This window comes from Pseudomonas sp. NPDC087342, assembly GCF_044744265.1.
Classification (GTDB): Bacteria; Pseudomonadota; Gammaproteobacteria; order Pseudomonadales; family Pseudomonadaceae; genus Aquipseudomonas; species Aquipseudomonas nunensis.
Genome location: NZ_JBIUXZ010000005.1, coordinates 149,869 through 164,711 on the forward strand (window position 1 = coordinate 149,869; position 14,843 = coordinate 164,711).

The 14,843-nt window shown below is 59.4% G+C and carries 15 protein-coding genes; 10 read left to right on the forward strand and 5 right to left on the reverse strand.

The features are described 5' to 3' along the window. The first annotated feature begins 2 nt into the window (after positions 1-2). The 3 genes from ACIOYV_RS14725 (at position 3) to ACIOYV_RS14735 (ending at position 2,232) form a co-directional block, all read left to right on the forward strand. Positions 3-668: a GntR family transcriptional regulator gene (locus ACIOYV_RS14725; RefSeq protein WP_401324579.1), complete on the forward strand. Its 666-nt coding sequence runs from the start codon at positions 3-5 to the stop codon at positions 666-668. A gap of 14 nt (positions 669-682) precedes the next feature. Then, complete coding sequence (locus tag ACIOYV_RS14730) at positions 683-1,534, forward strand: DUF1989 domain-containing protein (protein WP_265044689.1); 852 nt, start codon at positions 683-685, stop codon at positions 1,532-1,534. Between the two features lie 218 nt (positions 1,535-1,752). Next, entirely contained in the window at positions 1,753-2,232 is a 480-nt protein-coding gene (locus tag ACIOYV_RS14735; RefSeq protein ID WP_401324581.1) for a VOC family protein, read from the forward strand. 842 nt (positions 2,233-3,074) lie between these two features. On the opposite strand, the gene ACIOYV_RS14740 is transcribed toward ACIOYV_RS14735, so the two are convergent. Continuing rightward, a complete protein-coding gene (locus ACIOYV_RS14740; RefSeq protein WP_054048883.1) occupies positions 3,075-3,467 on the reverse strand; it encodes a 4-oxalocrotonate tautomerase in 393 nt (130 codons plus the stop codon). A 108-nt stretch (positions 3,468-3,575) separates the two neighbouring features. Here ACIOYV_RS14740 and ACIOYV_RS14745 point away from each other — a divergent pair, with 108 nt between their 5' ends. Continuing rightward, on the forward strand, positions 3,576-4,439 hold the full coding sequence (locus tag ACIOYV_RS14745; protein WP_401324583.1) for a LysR family transcriptional regulator: 864 nt from the start codon (positions 3,576-3,578) through the stop codon (positions 4,437-4,439). Positions 4,440-4,467: 28 nt separating this feature from the next. Here the strand turns inward: ACIOYV_RS14745 and ACIOYV_RS14750 are convergent, their stop codons facing one another. Beyond that, positions 4,468-4,722: a DUF2790 domain-containing protein gene (locus ACIOYV_RS14750; RefSeq protein ID WP_265044695.1), complete on the reverse strand. Its 255-nt coding sequence runs from the start codon at positions 4,720-4,722 to the stop codon at positions 4,468-4,470. Between the two features lie 275 nt (positions 4,723-4,997). On the opposite strand from ACIOYV_RS14750, the gene ACIOYV_RS14755 reads away from it, so the two are divergent. Beyond that, complete coding sequence (locus ACIOYV_RS14755; protein WP_401324769.1) at positions 4,998-5,693, forward strand: tRNA (adenine(22)-N(1))-methyltransferase; 696 nt, start codon at positions 4,998-5,000, stop codon at positions 5,691-5,693. Positions 5,694-5,764: 71 nt separating this feature from the next. On the opposite strand, the gene ACIOYV_RS14760 is transcribed toward ACIOYV_RS14755, so the two are convergent. After that, positions 5,765-6,676 (reverse strand): LysR family transcriptional regulator, encoded by a 912-nt coding sequence (locus ACIOYV_RS14760; RefSeq protein WP_401324585.1) that lies wholly within the window; start codon positions 6,674-6,676, stop codon positions 5,765-5,767. Positions 6,677-6,868: 192 nt separating this feature from the next. On the opposite strand from ACIOYV_RS14760, the gene ACIOYV_RS14765 reads away from it, so the two are divergent. From ACIOYV_RS14765 to ACIOYV_RS14775, 3 genes are all read left to right on the forward strand, one after another. Beyond that, positions 6,869-7,897, forward strand: a complete 1,029-nt coding sequence (locus tag ACIOYV_RS14765) for an alpha/beta hydrolase (protein WP_401324587.1) — start codon at positions 6,869-6,871, stop codon at positions 7,895-7,897. Between the two features lie 56 nt (positions 7,898-7,953). After that, positions 7,954-9,147 (forward strand): MFS transporter, encoded by a 1,194-nt coding sequence (locus ACIOYV_RS14770; RefSeq protein ID WP_401324589.1) that lies wholly within the window; start codon positions 7,954-7,956, stop codon positions 9,145-9,147. 519 nt (positions 9,148-9,666) lie between these two features. Further along, positions 9,667-9,864, forward strand: a complete 198-nt coding sequence (locus tag ACIOYV_RS14775; protein WP_265044703.1) for a hypothetical protein — start codon at positions 9,667-9,669, stop codon at positions 9,862-9,864. Between the two features lie 17 nt (positions 9,865-9,881). Here the strand turns inward: ACIOYV_RS14775 and ACIOYV_RS14780 are convergent, their stop codons facing one another. Then, a complete protein-coding gene (locus ACIOYV_RS14780; RefSeq protein WP_401324591.1) occupies positions 9,882-10,787 on the reverse strand; it encodes a LysR family transcriptional regulator in 906 nt (301 codons plus the stop codon). 144 nt (positions 10,788-10,931) lie between these two features. On the opposite strand from ACIOYV_RS14780, the gene ACIOYV_RS14785 reads away from it, so the two are divergent. Both ACIOYV_RS14785 and ACIOYV_RS14790 read left to right on the forward strand, forming a co-directional pair. After that, positions 10,932-12,293: an MFS transporter gene (locus ACIOYV_RS14785; protein ID WP_401324593.1), complete on the forward strand. Its 1,362-nt coding sequence runs from the start codon at positions 10,932-10,934 to the stop codon at positions 12,291-12,293. 123 nt (positions 12,294-12,416) lie between these two features. Next, a complete protein-coding gene (locus ACIOYV_RS14790; protein WP_401324771.1) occupies positions 12,417-13,331 on the forward strand; it encodes a GNAT family N-acetyltransferase in 915 nt (304 codons plus the stop codon). 42 nt (positions 13,332-13,373) lie between these two features. On the opposite strand, the gene ACIOYV_RS14795 is transcribed toward ACIOYV_RS14790, so the two are convergent. After that, positions 13,374-14,765 (reverse strand): aldehyde dehydrogenase family protein, encoded by a 1,392-nt coding sequence (locus ACIOYV_RS14795; protein ID WP_401324595.1) that lies wholly within the window; start codon positions 14,763-14,765, stop codon positions 13,374-13,376. Positions 14,766-14,843 lie beyond the last annotated feature (78 nt).

A 14,843-nucleotide genomic window follows, 5' to 3' on the forward strand; every position in this document is an offset into this window, starting at 1 on the left:
CGGTGAGTCAACCCAAGGAAAAAAGCCTGTCGCTGCCGGACCAGGTCGCCATCGAACTGCGCGAAGACATCATCGGCGGACGCCTGTTGCCGGGCATGGCGCTGGTGGAAAGTGAACTGGTCAACGCCTACAACGCGTCGCGCAATACGGTGCGTGAGGCGCTGCACCAGTTGGGTCGCGAAGGCCTGACCAGTTATGTGCGCAACAAAGGCGTGATAGTGCGCCGAATGGGCATCGACGATGTGCGCGACATCTTCAAGGTTCGCCGCACCCTCGAATTGCAGGCGATTGCCGCGAGCAAGCCGCTGCGCGAGTACCAGTCCGACCTGATGCTCGATGCCATCGAGGCGGCACAACTGGCCCAGGATCGTGAGAACTGGCAAGCCTTCGGCACCCACAGTTTGCGTTTTCACCAACACATCGTCGGCCTGATGCGCAGCCCGCTGTTCGACGAGTTCTTCACGCATGTGGCGGCGCAGATGCGCCTGGTGTTTTCCAACGCGCCCAGCGAGGAAACCTTCCAGAAACCCTGGCTCGAACGTGATCGACACATTCACGACCTGCTGGGCGATGGTCGCAAGAAAGACGCCGAGGAAGCCATGAGCAGCTACCTCAACGACTCCGAAACGGAGCTGCTGCACATCTTGAGCAGCCAACCCAAACACTGAAGAGAGGATCCATCATGTACAAGGATTATCCAGCGGCTTACCAAGTCAGCAAAGGCGCCGCCCTGCAGGTCGACAAAGCGTTCTATGACCGTGTGCGTGAAAGCAAGGACGGCCGCACCTTGGTTGAGCAATTCGAAGTGCCGATCCGCACCGGCCGCGCCTGGAAAGTGCCGGCGGGGCATGTATTTCGCGTGACCACGCCGGTGGGGCCGCAGGTTGGCGACTTTAATGTGTGGAGCGCCAACGATCCCCGCGAACGCATGTGGGCGTCCCGCACCCGTCAGCTGCAAGGCGCGCACGTCACCACTTACGACCGCTTGTGGTCGAACCTGCCGTTCTTGCGGCCGATGGTGACGATCACCGACGACAGCCTGGCCGGCTACGGCATCGACGAGCATGGCGGCCGTTTGCACGACCTGCTCGGCACCCGCTGCGACCCTTACGTGAACAAGATGCTCACCGGCGAGGACTTCCATCACCATTGCCACTCCAACCTGACCCGCGCGGTGTTGCCGCATGGTCTGACCGAGTTCGACGTGCACGATGTGCTGAACATTTTCCAGTGCACCGGCCTCAATCACGACGACATGTACTTCATGAAGGCATGCCCGGCGAAGCAAGGTGATTACCTGGAATTCTTCGCGGAAATCGATCTGCTGTGTGCGCTATCCACCTGTCCGGGCGGTGACTTGTCATTGCCGATGTGGGGGCCGGATGCGGAGGACCCGTTGAAGGTTTGCCGGCCGTTGGGCGTGGAGATTTACCGTCTCGACGAATCGCTGCTGGAAGGTTGGAAACAGCCTGAGCGTGCGGCCTATAACGGCAACCATGGCTTGCTGATTCCCAAGGCTGAGTGGGAAAAATAACGTCTCGATCCCCCGTAGGAGCGAAGCTTGCTTGCGAAGGCGTATTGCCTGACACACCGCGTTATCGTTCTTCGCGGGCAAGCCACGCTCCCACAGGGGTGCGGTGTTGTTTGGGAGACTTACGGTCGACGCTAGCCCCTGTGGGAGTGGGCTTGCTCGCGAAGGCGTCAGAAGGCGCACTAGAATAAGCGGGTCATTCCCAATTCTGGAGAACCAAAATGGTCAGCAAAAACCTGATTTGTCTCTGGTACGACGGCACTGCGCTCGACGCTGCAACCTTCTACGCCAAGACCTTTCCGGACAGTGCAGTGGGCGCCGTGCATCGCGCGCCGGGCGACTATCCGGCGGGCAAGCAGGGCGATATCTTGACGGTCGAATTCACCGTGATCGGCATCCCTTGTCTCGGCCTCAACGGTGGCTCGGGGGTCAAGCATAACGAGGCGTTTTCGTTCCAGGTAGCGACCGACGATCAGGCTGAAACAGACCGCTTGTGGAACGCGATTGTCGGAAACGGCGGCAAGGAAAATGTCTGTGGCTGGTGCCAGGACAAGTGGGGCGTGTCATGGCAGATCAGCCCCCGCGTCCTGACCGACGCCGTCACCGACCCCGATCAAGCCAAAGCCAAACGCGCATTCGACGCCATGATGACCATGGGCAAGATCGACATCGCGGCGATTGAGGCGGCGATTCGGGGTTAGCATCTTGTCCGGTGTCGGTCGCAAAATGTGTGGCCAACCCCAATCCCCTGTGGGAGCGGGCTTGCTCGCGAAGACGTCAGCCCAGTCAAAATCAATGTCGACTGACCCACCGCTTTCGCGAGCAAGCCCGCTCCCACATTGATTTGGGGTGGTCGCAAATCTTGTGTTCACCGCAGACCCCTGTGGGAGCGAGCCTGCTCGCGATGGCGGTGATCCAGCCAAAATCAATGTCACCTGACCCACCGCTTTCGCGAGCGGGCTCACTCCCACATTGATTCTGTGGCAGGCCGAATATTCGACAACACCAAAGATCCCCTGTGGGAGCGAGCCTGCTCGCGAAGACGCCGGCCCAGCCAAAATCAATATCACCTGACCCACCGCCTTCGCGAGCAGGCTCGCTCCCACATTTGATTTGGGGTGATCACAAATCTTGTGTTCACCGCAGACCCCTGTGGGAGCGAGCCTGCTCGCGATTGCGGTGACCCAGCCAAAATCAATGTCACCTGACCCACCGCTTTCGCGAGCAGGCTCACTCCCACATTGATTCTGTGGCAGGTCGAATATTCGATAACACCAAACATCCCCTGTGGGAGCGGCCCTGCTCGCGATGGCGTCAGCCCAGCCAAAATCAATGTCGACTGACCCACCGCTTTCGCGAGCAAGCTCGCTCCCACATTTGATTTGGGGTGATCACAAATCTTGTGTTCACCGCAGACCCCTGTGGGAGCGGGCTTGCTCGCGATGGCGCCGGCACAGCCAAAATCAATGTCACCTGACTCACCGCCATCGCGAGCAACCCCACCCCCACATTTTGTCCGGCGCCTTTCTCAAGCTATGTGGCATCAAGGATGGTAAAGCTTGTATTCCTGGCTCACCCCACCGTATCCATAGGAACTCGCCTTGCAATCGATGACATGAATATTCGAGTGCGGGTGCAGGTTGCCAATTTCCTCGGCCAACAGCGCGAAAGCCTCCTTCTGATACCGGGCTTTCTGCGCCTTGGTGTTGGTCTCATCGGTGATGGTGACCTCCAGTCGAAACGAGTTGCGCCCGAGTTCTGCCAGCGAACGGCTGTCAATGAACCACAGCGCATGGGGAACGAATTGCACCATCACCATGGTCAGTTCCGGACGTTTCTCCAGCACCTCACACGTCAACGCGGTGAGTTGGGGGACGATACGCTGGACCAGTTCAGCATTGGGTTCGCCAGCAAGTTTGAGGGTGATACCAGGCATGATTGAATCCTCGCAGGAAGTAATGTCGGATTCAGATTAAGTCGCTGGTTGAATGCTGAAAAGCCGGAAGATATGATCTTATCTATCGGTAAAACGGCAGGATAAGACATGCGCCCCTTCGACCTGGATCTCTTGCACTCCTTCGCCGTGGCGATGGAAGCCGGCAGCCTCTCCGACGCCGCCCCCAAACTGTTTCGCTCCCAATCAGCATTAAGCGAACAGTTGCGCAAACTTGAAGCCTTCACCGGCGTAACCTTGCTGGAGCGCGGCAAAAAAGGCGTCAGGCCCACGCCGGCGGGCGAGCGTTTGCTGGTGCATGCACGAGAAATGCTCGCCTTCAGTGATCGCGCCCTTGAAGACGTGCGGGGCGTCACCTTCGCCGGCGAATTGCGGCTGGCCATCACCGACTACTTCCTGCCCAGCTCAATCGCCGATCTGCTGAAAAAACTGCGCACACGCTATCCACGCCTGCGTCTGCATGTGTCCGTGCGCAAGAGCATGCAGATCGAGAGCGGGGCGGACGCGGATGAGTTTGATATCGGCCTGTCCATGCGCATCCTCGACGGCCGCAGCCTTCCCGAAGGCATACCGGTTCGACGGGAGGCGTTGCACTGGGTATCGGTCGCCGGCTTCGAACCCGAGCGCGAAGAAAACACCCCGTTGCCATTGTTGGTCCTGCCCCAGGGATGCAGCTTGCAACGCCTGGCCCGTGAAACGCTGGAGCAGCATGACGTGGCTTATGTGGTCGCGCATTCCGCTTCCGGCGTCGCAGGGCTGCAATCAGCGCTGGTGGCCGGATTGGGCGTCGCTTGCTTGAACGCGTCCGCTGTACCGCCGGGGGCCGAGGTGTGCCGGTCAGCGCGGAATCTGCCGCTGTTGCCCGAGGTCGAGTTCAGTCTTTTGCCACCCCGTCCGGGGGAGTCGGAACTGGTCAGCGCTGTACGGGAAATGCTGGCCAGCCAGTTCAGTTAATTGGATCGCAACATCGAATGGCTGGACCTCAACTGCCCTGATTGCCGCACTCTGCGAATTTGCTGTAATCCAGCACCTTCTGCGTACCGCTGGAGTCGAGGTAGGTCATCCGGGCGTTCACGATGCCGCAGTTGCCGCCGCCGTTGTCGACGATCGAAATCACCTTCTGAATATCCAGATGAGTGCGGGCCTGGGATTGGTTTTTGTCGTCGGCATGGGCCGAGAACGCTGCAACGTTCAAGACAGCGAAGAAGCTGGCGGTAGCAAGTGTTTTCCAGTTCATGATGATTTCCTCAGGATTTAATGGGTAGCTGTTGTGAGGCAAGTCGTCTTGCCTCGATGGAACCCATTTGATCGATCCGAGGTATCTGCCATGTGTCGTAAACCGTGGCTTTTAAGGCAAAAGATGTCTGGGAGGGCGCCGGATACATTGGGATACGAGGCCACGCATTCAAATGGCTCCGGTCGCAGAAATTTGACATGCGCGGCGTTGCTCGACAGAGTCGCGCCCCGACCCGGCCAGTGATGCCGGTGGTTCGTGGTGAAAAGGGGCAGCAGTTGAACCAACACACATTGTCCATGCGCCTGGAGCGCGTGGCGGCGCACGTGCCCGCCGGTGCGCGCTTGGCCGATATCGGCTCGGATCACGGCTACCTGCCGGTGGCGTTGATGCGCCGTGGCGCCATCGTGGCAGCGGTGGCGGGGGAGGTGGCGTTGACGCCGTTCCGCGCGGCTGAACGCACCGTGCGCGACAACGACCTGGACCAGCAGATCAGCGTGCGCCTGGCCAGTGGCCTGGCGGCGATCATGCCGGGAGACGCGATCACCGCGATCAGCATCTGCGGCATGGGCGGCGAGACGATCCGCGACATCCTCGACAGCGGCAAGGCGTACCTGAACGGCCAGGAGCGCCTGATCCTGCAACCCAACGGCGGCGAGCAGCCGCTGCGCCAATGGCTGATGGAAAACGGCTACTGCATCCTCTGTGAGGAACTGCTGCGGGAAAACCGCTTCGACTACGAAATCATCGTCGCCGAGCGCGCCGGGCCGGTGACGTATACCGCCGAGGAACTCTACTTCGGCCCGCTACAGATGCAGGCCCGCAGCCCGGTGTTCCTGGCCAAGTGGCAACGCATCCTGCGTGAGAAGCACAAGACCCTGACCAACTTCGCCCAAGCGCGGCAAGCCGTGCCCGAGGAGAAGCTGCAAGAGATCGCCCAGCAGGCACGGTGGATCACTGAATTGCTGGCTTGATTCCGGTCGATTCCACAATCCATGGCAAGCGTCAGACGGATTCGACTCGGCACTGCAAGACAATCCTCGTCTCATGCGCTGCCTCTAGAGAGTTCATCTCCTCGAAGAGCATTCAGAACCAGTGAAAAGGCGGGTGTTGGCAAGCGACGGCTTGGGTAGTACAGGTGATAACCCGAGAACAACGGGCACCAGTCCTCCAATACTCGTATCAAGCGGCCATCCTCAATGTACGGTGCAAATTCTTCTTCCGGTAAATAGGCGATACCTAAACCGTTAACTGCCGCCGCCGGGACATGTGCGCTCGTGTTCACAATGACTTGGCCCACCACGCGCACGTTGATCTTTCGACCACGTTTTTCGAATTCCCAGGCATCAAGTCCGCCAAGGGTTGGATAGCGTATGTCGATACAGCGGTGAGTCACCAGATCCTGCGGCTTTTTTGGCGCGCGGTTGTCTGCGAAATACGCTGGTGATGCTACTGCAGCCATCCTTACCTGCGGGCCGATTGGAACGGCGATCATATCTTTATCGACGGTGTCGCCAAATCTGATGCCCGCATCGAAGCGGTCAGCAACAATGTCCCGGAAGCCATAGTTGATATCAAACTCAACCTTGATATCGGGGTATTCGAGGAGCAAAGGCGTAAGTCGCGGAAGGAGGATCGTCTTCAAGACAAAATCACCGCAGGTAATGCGTACCGTGCCCGCAGGTTTGTCACGAAGTTCGGTCAACGCATCCAGCTCAGCCTCGATCTCATCGAAACGACGACCAATGGCTTGCATCAGGCGTTCGCCCGCGCTGGTCGGCGCAACGCTGCGGGTTGTGCGCGTAAGCAGACGAATCTTCAGTCGCTTTTCAAGCCCGGACACAGTCTGGCTCAGGGCGGACTGCGTGACACCCAAATGGGCCGCCGCTCGGGTAAAGCTACCTTCCCTGGCGACCGTCACAAAGGCCAGGAGATCGTTCAGATTATGTCGTGGCATCGAAGCCCGCCTTTCCAGATTGATTAGCTGTGCTTATAGCTACAACAAGCTTTCATTAGATTATCAAGCATGACGTATTCCCAGAGAATAGGGCAAGCCTCACTTGTAGCTACAGGTATGGCTCATACCACTCGCTGATCCAGACCCGGCAACCAGGTGGATCAGCACCTATTCACTGATGGGAGCACCCTCATGAGAAAACTCGTTATCTTGCTCGGCCTTCTGATGGCGTCGCTCTCTGTACTGGGAGCAGACATGTCTAACGGAGCTGATAATTTTTACAAAAGTGAGAAGGTCACGATGCAGAAGGTGACCTTCAAAAATCAGTACCAGATGAAAACTGCAGGAAATCTGTTCGTCCCTAAAGGTCTGAAGCCCGGCAGCCAAAGTGCAGCAATCATCGTTGGTCATCCCATGGGCGCGGTCAAAGAACAGAGTTCGAACCTGTATGCCCAGAAGCTCGCTGAGCAAGGTTTCGTGACCCTTGCCATCGATCTGTCGTTTTGGGGCGAAAGCGATGGGCAACCGCGCAACGCGGTTTCGCCAGAAATTTATGCGGAAGACTTCAGTGCAGCCGTGGATTACCTCGGCACACAGACATTCGTTGATCGGAACCGGATCGGTGTCCTGGGCATTTGTGGTAGCGGGAGCTTTGTTATCAGCGCTGCCAAGATCGACCCTCGGATGAGGGCCATTGCCACGGTTAGCATGTATGACATGGGCGCGGCCAATCGAAACGGCTTGCAGCATTCCGTCACTGTCGAGCAAAGGAAGCAAGCCATTGCCGCTGCTGCCGAGCAGCGTTATGTCGAGTTCACTGGTGGCAAAAGCAAGTACACCAGCGGAACCGTCCATGAACTGACGGACACATCTAACGCTATCGAGCGCGAATTCTACGACTTCTACCGCACGCCACGCGGTGAGTTCACCCCCAAAGACCAGTCACCGTTGCTGACTACTCACCCGACGCTGACCAGCAATGCCAAGTTCATGAACTTCTATCCGTTCAACGATATCGAGACGATCTCGCCGCGCCCGATGTTGTTCATCACCGGTGCAAATGCTCACTCGCGTGAGTTCAGCGAAGAGGCTTATCGACTGGCGGGTCAACCCAAGGAGCTGGTCATCATTCCCGGTGCGGGCCATGTGGATCTCTACGATCGGGTTGACCTGATCCCGTTTGCCAAGCTGACCGCGTTCTTCCAATCCGGCCTTAAGTGACTTTTGTCGTGGAACGACGCTGGCGCTTTATGTATTTGAGTATTTGAGGGAACCAGATGAGCAGCACCGCCTTACCCATTCAAACAACGAGCCGACAGGTTTGGGGCGCCGTATTGGCCATGTCGCTGTGCGCTTTCGCCTTGGTGACTTCCGAGTTTCTGCCGGTGAGTTTGCTCACGCCGATTGCGACCGATCTCGCGCTGACCGAAGGGCAGGCCGGGCAAGCGATTTCCATTTCTGGCCTTTTTGCGGTCGTCACCAGTCTTTTCATCTCATCAGTCATTCGCCGGCTCGACCGAAGGCCCGTTTTGCTATTCCTGACAGCCTTATTGATTGCCTCGGGCACGCTCGTTGCTTTTGCCCCGAACTACTCGACACTGATGGTGGGTCGAGCCATTTTGGGGATCGCTATTGGTGGCAGCTGGTCAATGTCGACCGCCGTCATGATGCGAATTGCACCCGAGAGTTTCGTGCCTAAAGCCATCGCTTTGATCCAGGGCGGTACTGCACTGGCCACTGCAGTTGCAGCACCCATCGGCAGTTTCATGGGCGGGCTGATCGGCTGGCGAGGTGCATTCTTCTGTGTGGTTCCGCTCGCCGCTGTGGCGCTGTGTTGGCAGGCATTCACGTTGCCGAAAATGCCTGGTCAAAATGAGTCCGGATCTGTAACTGATGTGTTTCGGCTGTTAGGTAACGCCAATGTCTCGCTGGGCATGGCCGCAGTAGCATTTTTGTTTATGGGGCAGTTCGCGTTATTTACCTATCTGCGTCCGTTTCTTGAGTCGGTGACCCGCGTTGATGTGCCTGGATTATCCCTGCTATTGCTGATCATCGGAATGGCCGGATTGGCGGGCACGATGGTGATCGGCTCAGTGCTGAACCACAGTCTTTATCGAGTGCTGATGCTCATTCCACTGGTAATGTCGGGAATTGCCCTGGCGTTGATTGTCTGTGGTAGTTCGTTCCGGGTTACAGCTGTTCTGTTGGGTGCGTGGGGGCTGGTTGCTACATGCGCGCCTGTAGGCTGGTTCACATGGCTTTCACGCAGGCTTCCGCGGGACGCCGAAACCGGCGGCGGTCTCATGGTGGCAGTTATTCAGTTGGCAATCACACTCGGCGCGACGGTGGGTGGTGTGCTGTATGACGGCGCCGGCTTCCAAGCCACTTTCATCGCAAGTGGCGTATTTCTTCTGATCGCTTGCGTACTTGCATGGCTCGTATCGCGAACGGTTATGCCCTCATCACGGTGAGGCGCTAACGGTTGCGCCGGGAAGCCAGGACCCTGCGCCTCAAGGGCATCCCGACGGTCCACCGCACGGCATCGCGCCTGGGCAAATCAGGTATTTCATTAGCCTATAAAGCCGAGTCAAAAGGTTATTAGACAGACAAAAGTAACCTTGCTAAAAAATAACTGCATGGCCGCGATTCGCGTGACCACTGCATCATCTCCATTGGTGAAATGGAAATAAGCCCAACATTGAGCTGGGCAATGATCAATGAGTCTGAATGCCAATACAGGGATCGTAGCTGCGACTTGGCCAACTGCTCGCACCCGTGCATCGGGCTCATTGATCCCTTTTCTCCATCATCGGCTGTCTACAGCTGGCCGTGTCGAGCCTTTCTTTCCTTTGAATGCCTTCACATTAATGGCGCGCGGCCACCATTGGTCGCATGGCGTGCCATCATATGGAACGCTACCGAAGGGCTAACCTCTACCCTGTAGACCAACAATAGGGGTTCCAATGAGAGAGGCGCAGCGAAGACTCGTCATGACAGCCTGGCGCAAGCTATTCGCCTTGACTGAAAACCAAATAAACCCAGAGGACAAATACTTCAGGTTGTTGAGGAGAGCCGACGACATGGAGCGCGCCGATCTCATCACCAGTGACGAGTGGCGCAAGCTGGTGCAACAGGCGGGAACGTCACTTGCTGCCACTGCGGAATGCATGGGCGGCTCGGGTGAATAAGTTTTTTCTACCACGCGCTACAACAATGGCTCGGCACACACATCCCGAATGCACCCGCGCAACCAGCGATGCGCCGGGTCGGCGTCCAGCCGTGGATGCCAGAACAATGAAACGGTGATCGGCGGGATCGACAGCGGCAGGGCAAAACTATGCAGCCCGCCGCGCAGGCTGGCGGTATGCCGTTCGGGGACGCTGGCGATCAGGTCGCAGGCGCGGACCAGCGCCAGGGCGGTGGAATAGCCGCCGACCAGGGTGACGATTTGCCGTTCCAGTCCGAATGCGCCCAAGGCGTCATCAATTGCCGTCGGGCCTTTTTCCGGGCCCCGCCGCGACACGCCAATGTGTCGGCCGGCGGCATAACGAGCTGCGGTGATTTCGCCTTGGCTCAGCGGATGTTCCAAACGCACGACACCGATAAAACGATCCCTGAACAACGCCTGGGTCCGCACCTCCGGCGCCATGGACGCACCCACCACGCCGGTTTCCATGTCCACGCTGCCATCGCGTAGCGGGGTGCTGTCCTTGTTCGGTTTCTGCACGAACAGCAGGCGCACGCCCGGCGCTTCTTCGCTGACGCGCGCCAGCAGGTCCGGGCCGAAGGTTTCCACAAAACCGTCGCTGGTGCGCACGGTGAAAGTGCGCACCAACTGTTTCAGGTTGAGCTGCTCGACGGGGCGCAACACCGCTTCGGCCTCCTGGACCAATTGACTGACCCGCTCGCGCAATTCCAGCGCCCGGGGCGTGGGCACGAGGCCGCGACCGGCTCGCACCAGCAGCGGATCCCCCGTGGTTTCGCGCAACCGCGCCAGTGCCCGGCTCATCGCCGACGGGCTCAGGTGCAGGCGCCGGGCCGCGCGCGTAACGCTGCCTTCCGCGAGCAGAACATCGAGGGTGATAAGCAGGTTGAGATCGGGCATCGACATGGTCCGACGGTAGCACAGGCGTCATCGAGATAGCGCGTCAGACGCACAAGTAATGTGCAAACGCTGCGTCTTCCGCCTGGTCAGGCTGCGTCGTAGGCTTTTCACAGCTCCGCTCGGGAGCGGCCTGCCAAGGAGTTCACTTGCATGACCCCTCCAGTTCAAACCCTGACCGCCAATGCGCAACAAACACCCTCCCTGCGCTGGGTGCTCGCCAGCCTGTCGTTATCGATGTTGCTGTCATCGCTGGGCACCAGCATCGCCAATGTCGGCTTGCCCGCGTTGGCGCAGGTGTTTGGTGCGTCCTTTCAGCAAGTACAGTGGGTTGTCCTCGCGTACCTGCTGGCGATTACCACGTTAATTGTGAGCGCCGGTCGGCTCGGTGACCTGATCGGCCGTCGTCGGCTGTTGTTGATCGGTATCGCGCTGTTCACCCTGGCCTCTGTCTTGTGCGGATTGGCGCCCTCGCTCTCGCTGTTGATTGCCGCGCGCGCCGTCCAGGGACTCGGCGCGGCGATCATGATGGCCCTGACCCTGGCGTTTATCGGCGAGACGGTGCCGAAGGCCAAGACCGGGAGCGCCATGGGATTGCTCGGAACGATGTCAGCCATCGGCACCGCGCTGGGTCCGTCACTGGGCGGCGTGTTGATTGCCGGCCTCGGTTGGCAGGCGATATTCCTGATCAACGTGCCGCTAGGCATCCTCACATTTGCGCTCGCCTGGCTTCACCTGCCTGCCGATCGTCGCGGCCCGAACACCGTGCGTGGCGGTTTTGACCCACTGGGCACTTTGCTGCTGGCGCTGACCCTCGCGGCGTATGCCCTCGCCATGACCCAGGGGCATGGCAGTTTTGCTGCGCTGTTGCTGGCGGCGGTGGTGGGTGGCGGGCTTTTTGTTTTCGCCGAGGCGAAAGTGGCATCGCCATTGATTCGCCTGGGGCTGTTGCGCGATCTGGCGCTGAGCTGCAGCCTTGCCAGCAATCTGTTGGTGTCGACAGTGATGATGGCGACGCTGGTGGTCGGGCCGTTTTACCTGACCCGGGGGCTGGGACTGAACCTGGCGCTGGTCGGCATGGTGATGTCGATCGGTCCGATCATTTCCGTGCTGAGCGGTTTCCCGGCGGGGCGGGTGGTTGATCGATTTGGCGCGCTGATGATGGCCGTCGTCGGGCTAATGGCGATGGCTGCGGGTTCGATGGCGCTGGCCCTGCTGCCTGACCTGTTGGGAGTGGCGGGGTATGTCGCGGGCATCGCCGTCCTGACGCCCGGCTATCAACTGTTCCAGGCCGCCAACAACACGCTGGTGATGGTGGACGTGCCGGCGGACCAGCGCGGCATGATGTCCGGGCTGCTCAACCTGTCGCGCAATCTCGGGCTGATCACCGGCGCCTCGGTGATCGGCGCGGTGTTTGTCGCCAGCGGAATGCGCATCACGTTTGTGGTCACCACCGTGCTGATCGTCGCCGCACTCGCCATCGTCCTGGCAGGTCGAGGGCGCAACGCGAATTGATCCCGTAGATCCTCAATTGACGATTATTTTGTTGTGCGATACAACTAAATAACCGTTTTCCATGAGGTGCGCGCCGTGATCGATTCCGACCTGATCCACCACGTTCGCTCGGCGTCGCGCCTGATGGTGCGCGAGCTGGGTTTCATGCAAGCCACGCTGGCGGCGACGGACTATCCGCCGTCCTCCGTGCACACCATCGTTGAGTTGGGTAACCACGATTCGCTAACCGCCGTGGAACTGGTGGGCATGCTCGGTCTGGAAAAATCCAGTGTCAGCCGCATGGTGCGCAAACTCATCGAGGCGGGTGAAATCGAAGAAGTGCCCAACGAGCAGGATGCGCGCTCGAAAAAGCTGCAACTGACCGATCAGGGCCGGCAGACCTTGCGCGCGGTGGACGCCTTCGCCGTCCAGCGGGTCGGCGCGGCCATGGCGCATTTGAGCGAGGTGCAACAGCAGACGGTCAGTGCAGGGCTTGGTCATTACGCAACTGCCCTGCGAACCCAGCGCCTCGGTACAGAACCACACTCGGCGTCGCTGGCGATTGCGCGGGGCTACCGTCCCGGGATCATCGGTCGCATGGTGGAAATGCATGCCAGCTACTACGCCCGGTACGCGAATTTCGGTCAGCCATTTGAAAGCCTGGTGGCCTGCGACATGGCCGAACTGATGGGCCGACTGCACAACCCGCGCAACGAGGTGTGGGCGGCGCTGGATGGCGAGCGCATTGTCGGTTCGATTGCCATTGACGGTGAAGGCGAGGGTGGTGGCGCGCTGCTGCGCTGTTTCATTCTGGATGACAGCGCGCGGGGCAAAGGCGCGGGCAAACGCCTGTTGGCGGAGGCCATCAAGTTCTGTGACGAATGGGGCTTTCGCGAAACACGACTGTGGACCTTCAAGGGCCTGGATGCGGCGCGCAAATTGTATGAAGACGTGGGCTTCACGCTGGAGCAGGAACAAGAAGTGGAGCAGTGGGGCGGGCGGATTACCGGGCAGTGGTTTGTACGACCTGGCGCAGGCAATCCGTCAGTTGAAGCCTGAACAACGCCTGGGAGCTAAACGCCCCCAGGCTTATCGATGCACTCAGCGACGATCCAGCCAAACGGTCTGGGCGTTGCAGAATTCACGCACGCCGAAGTGCGACAGTTCGCGGCCAAACCCGCTTTTCTTCACGCCACCGAAGGTGACGCGTGGGTCGCTGGCGCTGTAGCCATTGATGAACACACCGCCGGTCTCCAGTTCGTCGGCCATCTGCCTGGCCAGTTCGAGATTGCGGGTGTAGATAGTCGCCGTCAGCCCGAAGTCGCTGTCATTGGCCAGTGCCAGTGCGTGGTCGGCATCGCGCGCGGTGATGATCGAGGCCACCGGGCCGAACAGTTCCTGTTTGAACGAGGTCATCTGGTCGGTGACATCAGCGAGCACGGTCGGCGCGTAGAAGTTGCCAGGGCCTTCAGCCTTGTTACCGCCCAACAACAGGGTCGCGCCTTCTTCCAGGGTGTCGCGCACTTGTTGGTCCAGTTCATCACGCAGATCAAAGCGAGCCATGGGACCGATGTAGGTGTCGGTGGACAGTGGATCGCCGATCACCAATTGGCGCGTGGCTTCGACAAACTTGCGGGTGAATTCCTCGACCACGCCTTGCTCGACAATCAGGCGCTTGGCTGCGGCGCAGACTTGCCCGGTGTTCTGGTAACGACCAATCACGGCGGCTTTGACCGCGTCATCCAGGTCGGCATCGTTGAGCACGATGAACGGATCGGAGCCGCCCAGTTCCAGCACGCACTTTTTCAACGCGGCACCGGCCTGGGCGCCGATGGCCATGCCGGCGCGCACGCTGCCGGTGAGGGTCACGGCGGCAATGCGCGGATCGGAGATCGCCTTGGAAACGCCCTCCGGCGTGACGTTGATCACTTCAAACACACCTTCGGCAAACCCGGCGCGCTGAATGGCATCGCGCAGCAGATAAGCGCTGCCCATCACATTGGGTGCGTGCTTGAGGACATAGGTGTTGCCAGCGATCAGCGCGGGAACGGCGCCACGCAGCACTTGCCAGATCGGGAAGTTCCACGGCATCACCGCGAGAATCGAGCCCAACGGGCGGTATTCGATGCGTGCCTTGCCGCCTTCAACCAGGGTCGGTTCGGCGCTCAGCATGGCGGGGCCGTGTTCGGCGTACCACTCGCAGAGCTGCGCACATTTTTCGATTTCACCGCGGGCCTGATTGATGGGTTTGCCCATTTCCAGGCTGATCATCTGCGCCAGTTTTTGCGCGTCGTCGCGCAGGGTACGGGCCAGGGCAATCAGCAATTGCGCGCGCTGATCAACCGGCGTGCGGCGCCAGACCGAGAAGCCGTTGGCGGCACGGGCGAGGGCGGCATCCAGTTCCGCGGCGGATTCAAAAGCATAGTGGCCGATCTGCTCGCCGTTGACGGGGTTGATCGAAATGGCGTGGGTGAGACTGGAAATCGGGTTCATGGCACCGTCCTGCTGGGTGGGAATGTGCTCAGGTTACGGGGGTGGTTGTTTTCTGGAAACTGAATAATACTGAGTCTA

Coding starts and splice junctions, on each gene's coding strand:
- ACIOYV_RS14750 (WP_265044695.1), bottom strand. CDS start 4,722: ATGAACTGGAAAACACTTGCTACCGCCAGCTTCTTCGCTGTCTTGAAC.
- ACIOYV_RS14740 (WP_054048883.1), bottom strand. CDS start 3,467: ATGCCTGGTATCACCCTCAAACTTGCTGGCGAACCCAATGCTGAACTG.
- ACIOYV_RS14795 (WP_401324595.1), bottom strand. CDS start 14,765: ATGAACCCGATTTCCAGTCTCACCCACGCCATTTCGATCAACCCCGTC.
- ACIOYV_RS14770 (WP_401324589.1), top strand. CDS start 7,954: ATGAGCAGCACCGCCTTACCCATTCAAACAACGAGCCGACAGGTTTGG.
- ACIOYV_RS14760 (WP_401324585.1), bottom strand. CDS start 6,676: ATGCCACGACATAATCTGAACGATCTCCTGGCCTTTGTGACGGTCGCC.
- ACIOYV_RS14730 (WP_265044689.1), top strand. CDS start 683: ATGTACAAGGATTATCCAGCGGCTTACCAAGTCAGCAAAGGCGCCGCC.
- ACIOYV_RS14765 (WP_401324587.1), top strand. CDS start 6,869: ATGAGAAAACTCGTTATCTTGCTCGGCCTTCTGATGGCGTCGCTCTCT.
- ACIOYV_RS14780 (WP_401324591.1), bottom strand. CDS start 10,787: ATGTCGATGCCCGATCTCAACCTGCTTATCACCCTCGATGTTCTGCTC.
- ACIOYV_RS14745 (WP_401324583.1), top strand. CDS start 3,576: ATGCGCCCCTTCGACCTGGATCTCTTGCACTCCTTCGCCGTGGCGATG.
- ACIOYV_RS14735 (WP_401324581.1), top strand. CDS start 1,753: ATGGTCAGCAAAAACCTGATTTGTCTCTGGTACGACGGCACTGCGCTC.
- ACIOYV_RS14785 (WP_401324593.1), top strand. CDS start 10,932: ATGACCCCTCCAGTTCAAACCCTGACCGCCAATGCGCAACAAACACCC.
- ACIOYV_RS14775 (WP_265044703.1), top strand. CDS start 9,667: ATGACAGCCTGGCGCAAGCTATTCGCCTTGACTGAAAACCAAATAAAC.
- ACIOYV_RS14790 (WP_401324771.1), top strand. CDS start 12,417: ATGGTGCGCGAGCTGGGTTTCATGCAAGCCACGCTGGCGGCGACGGAC.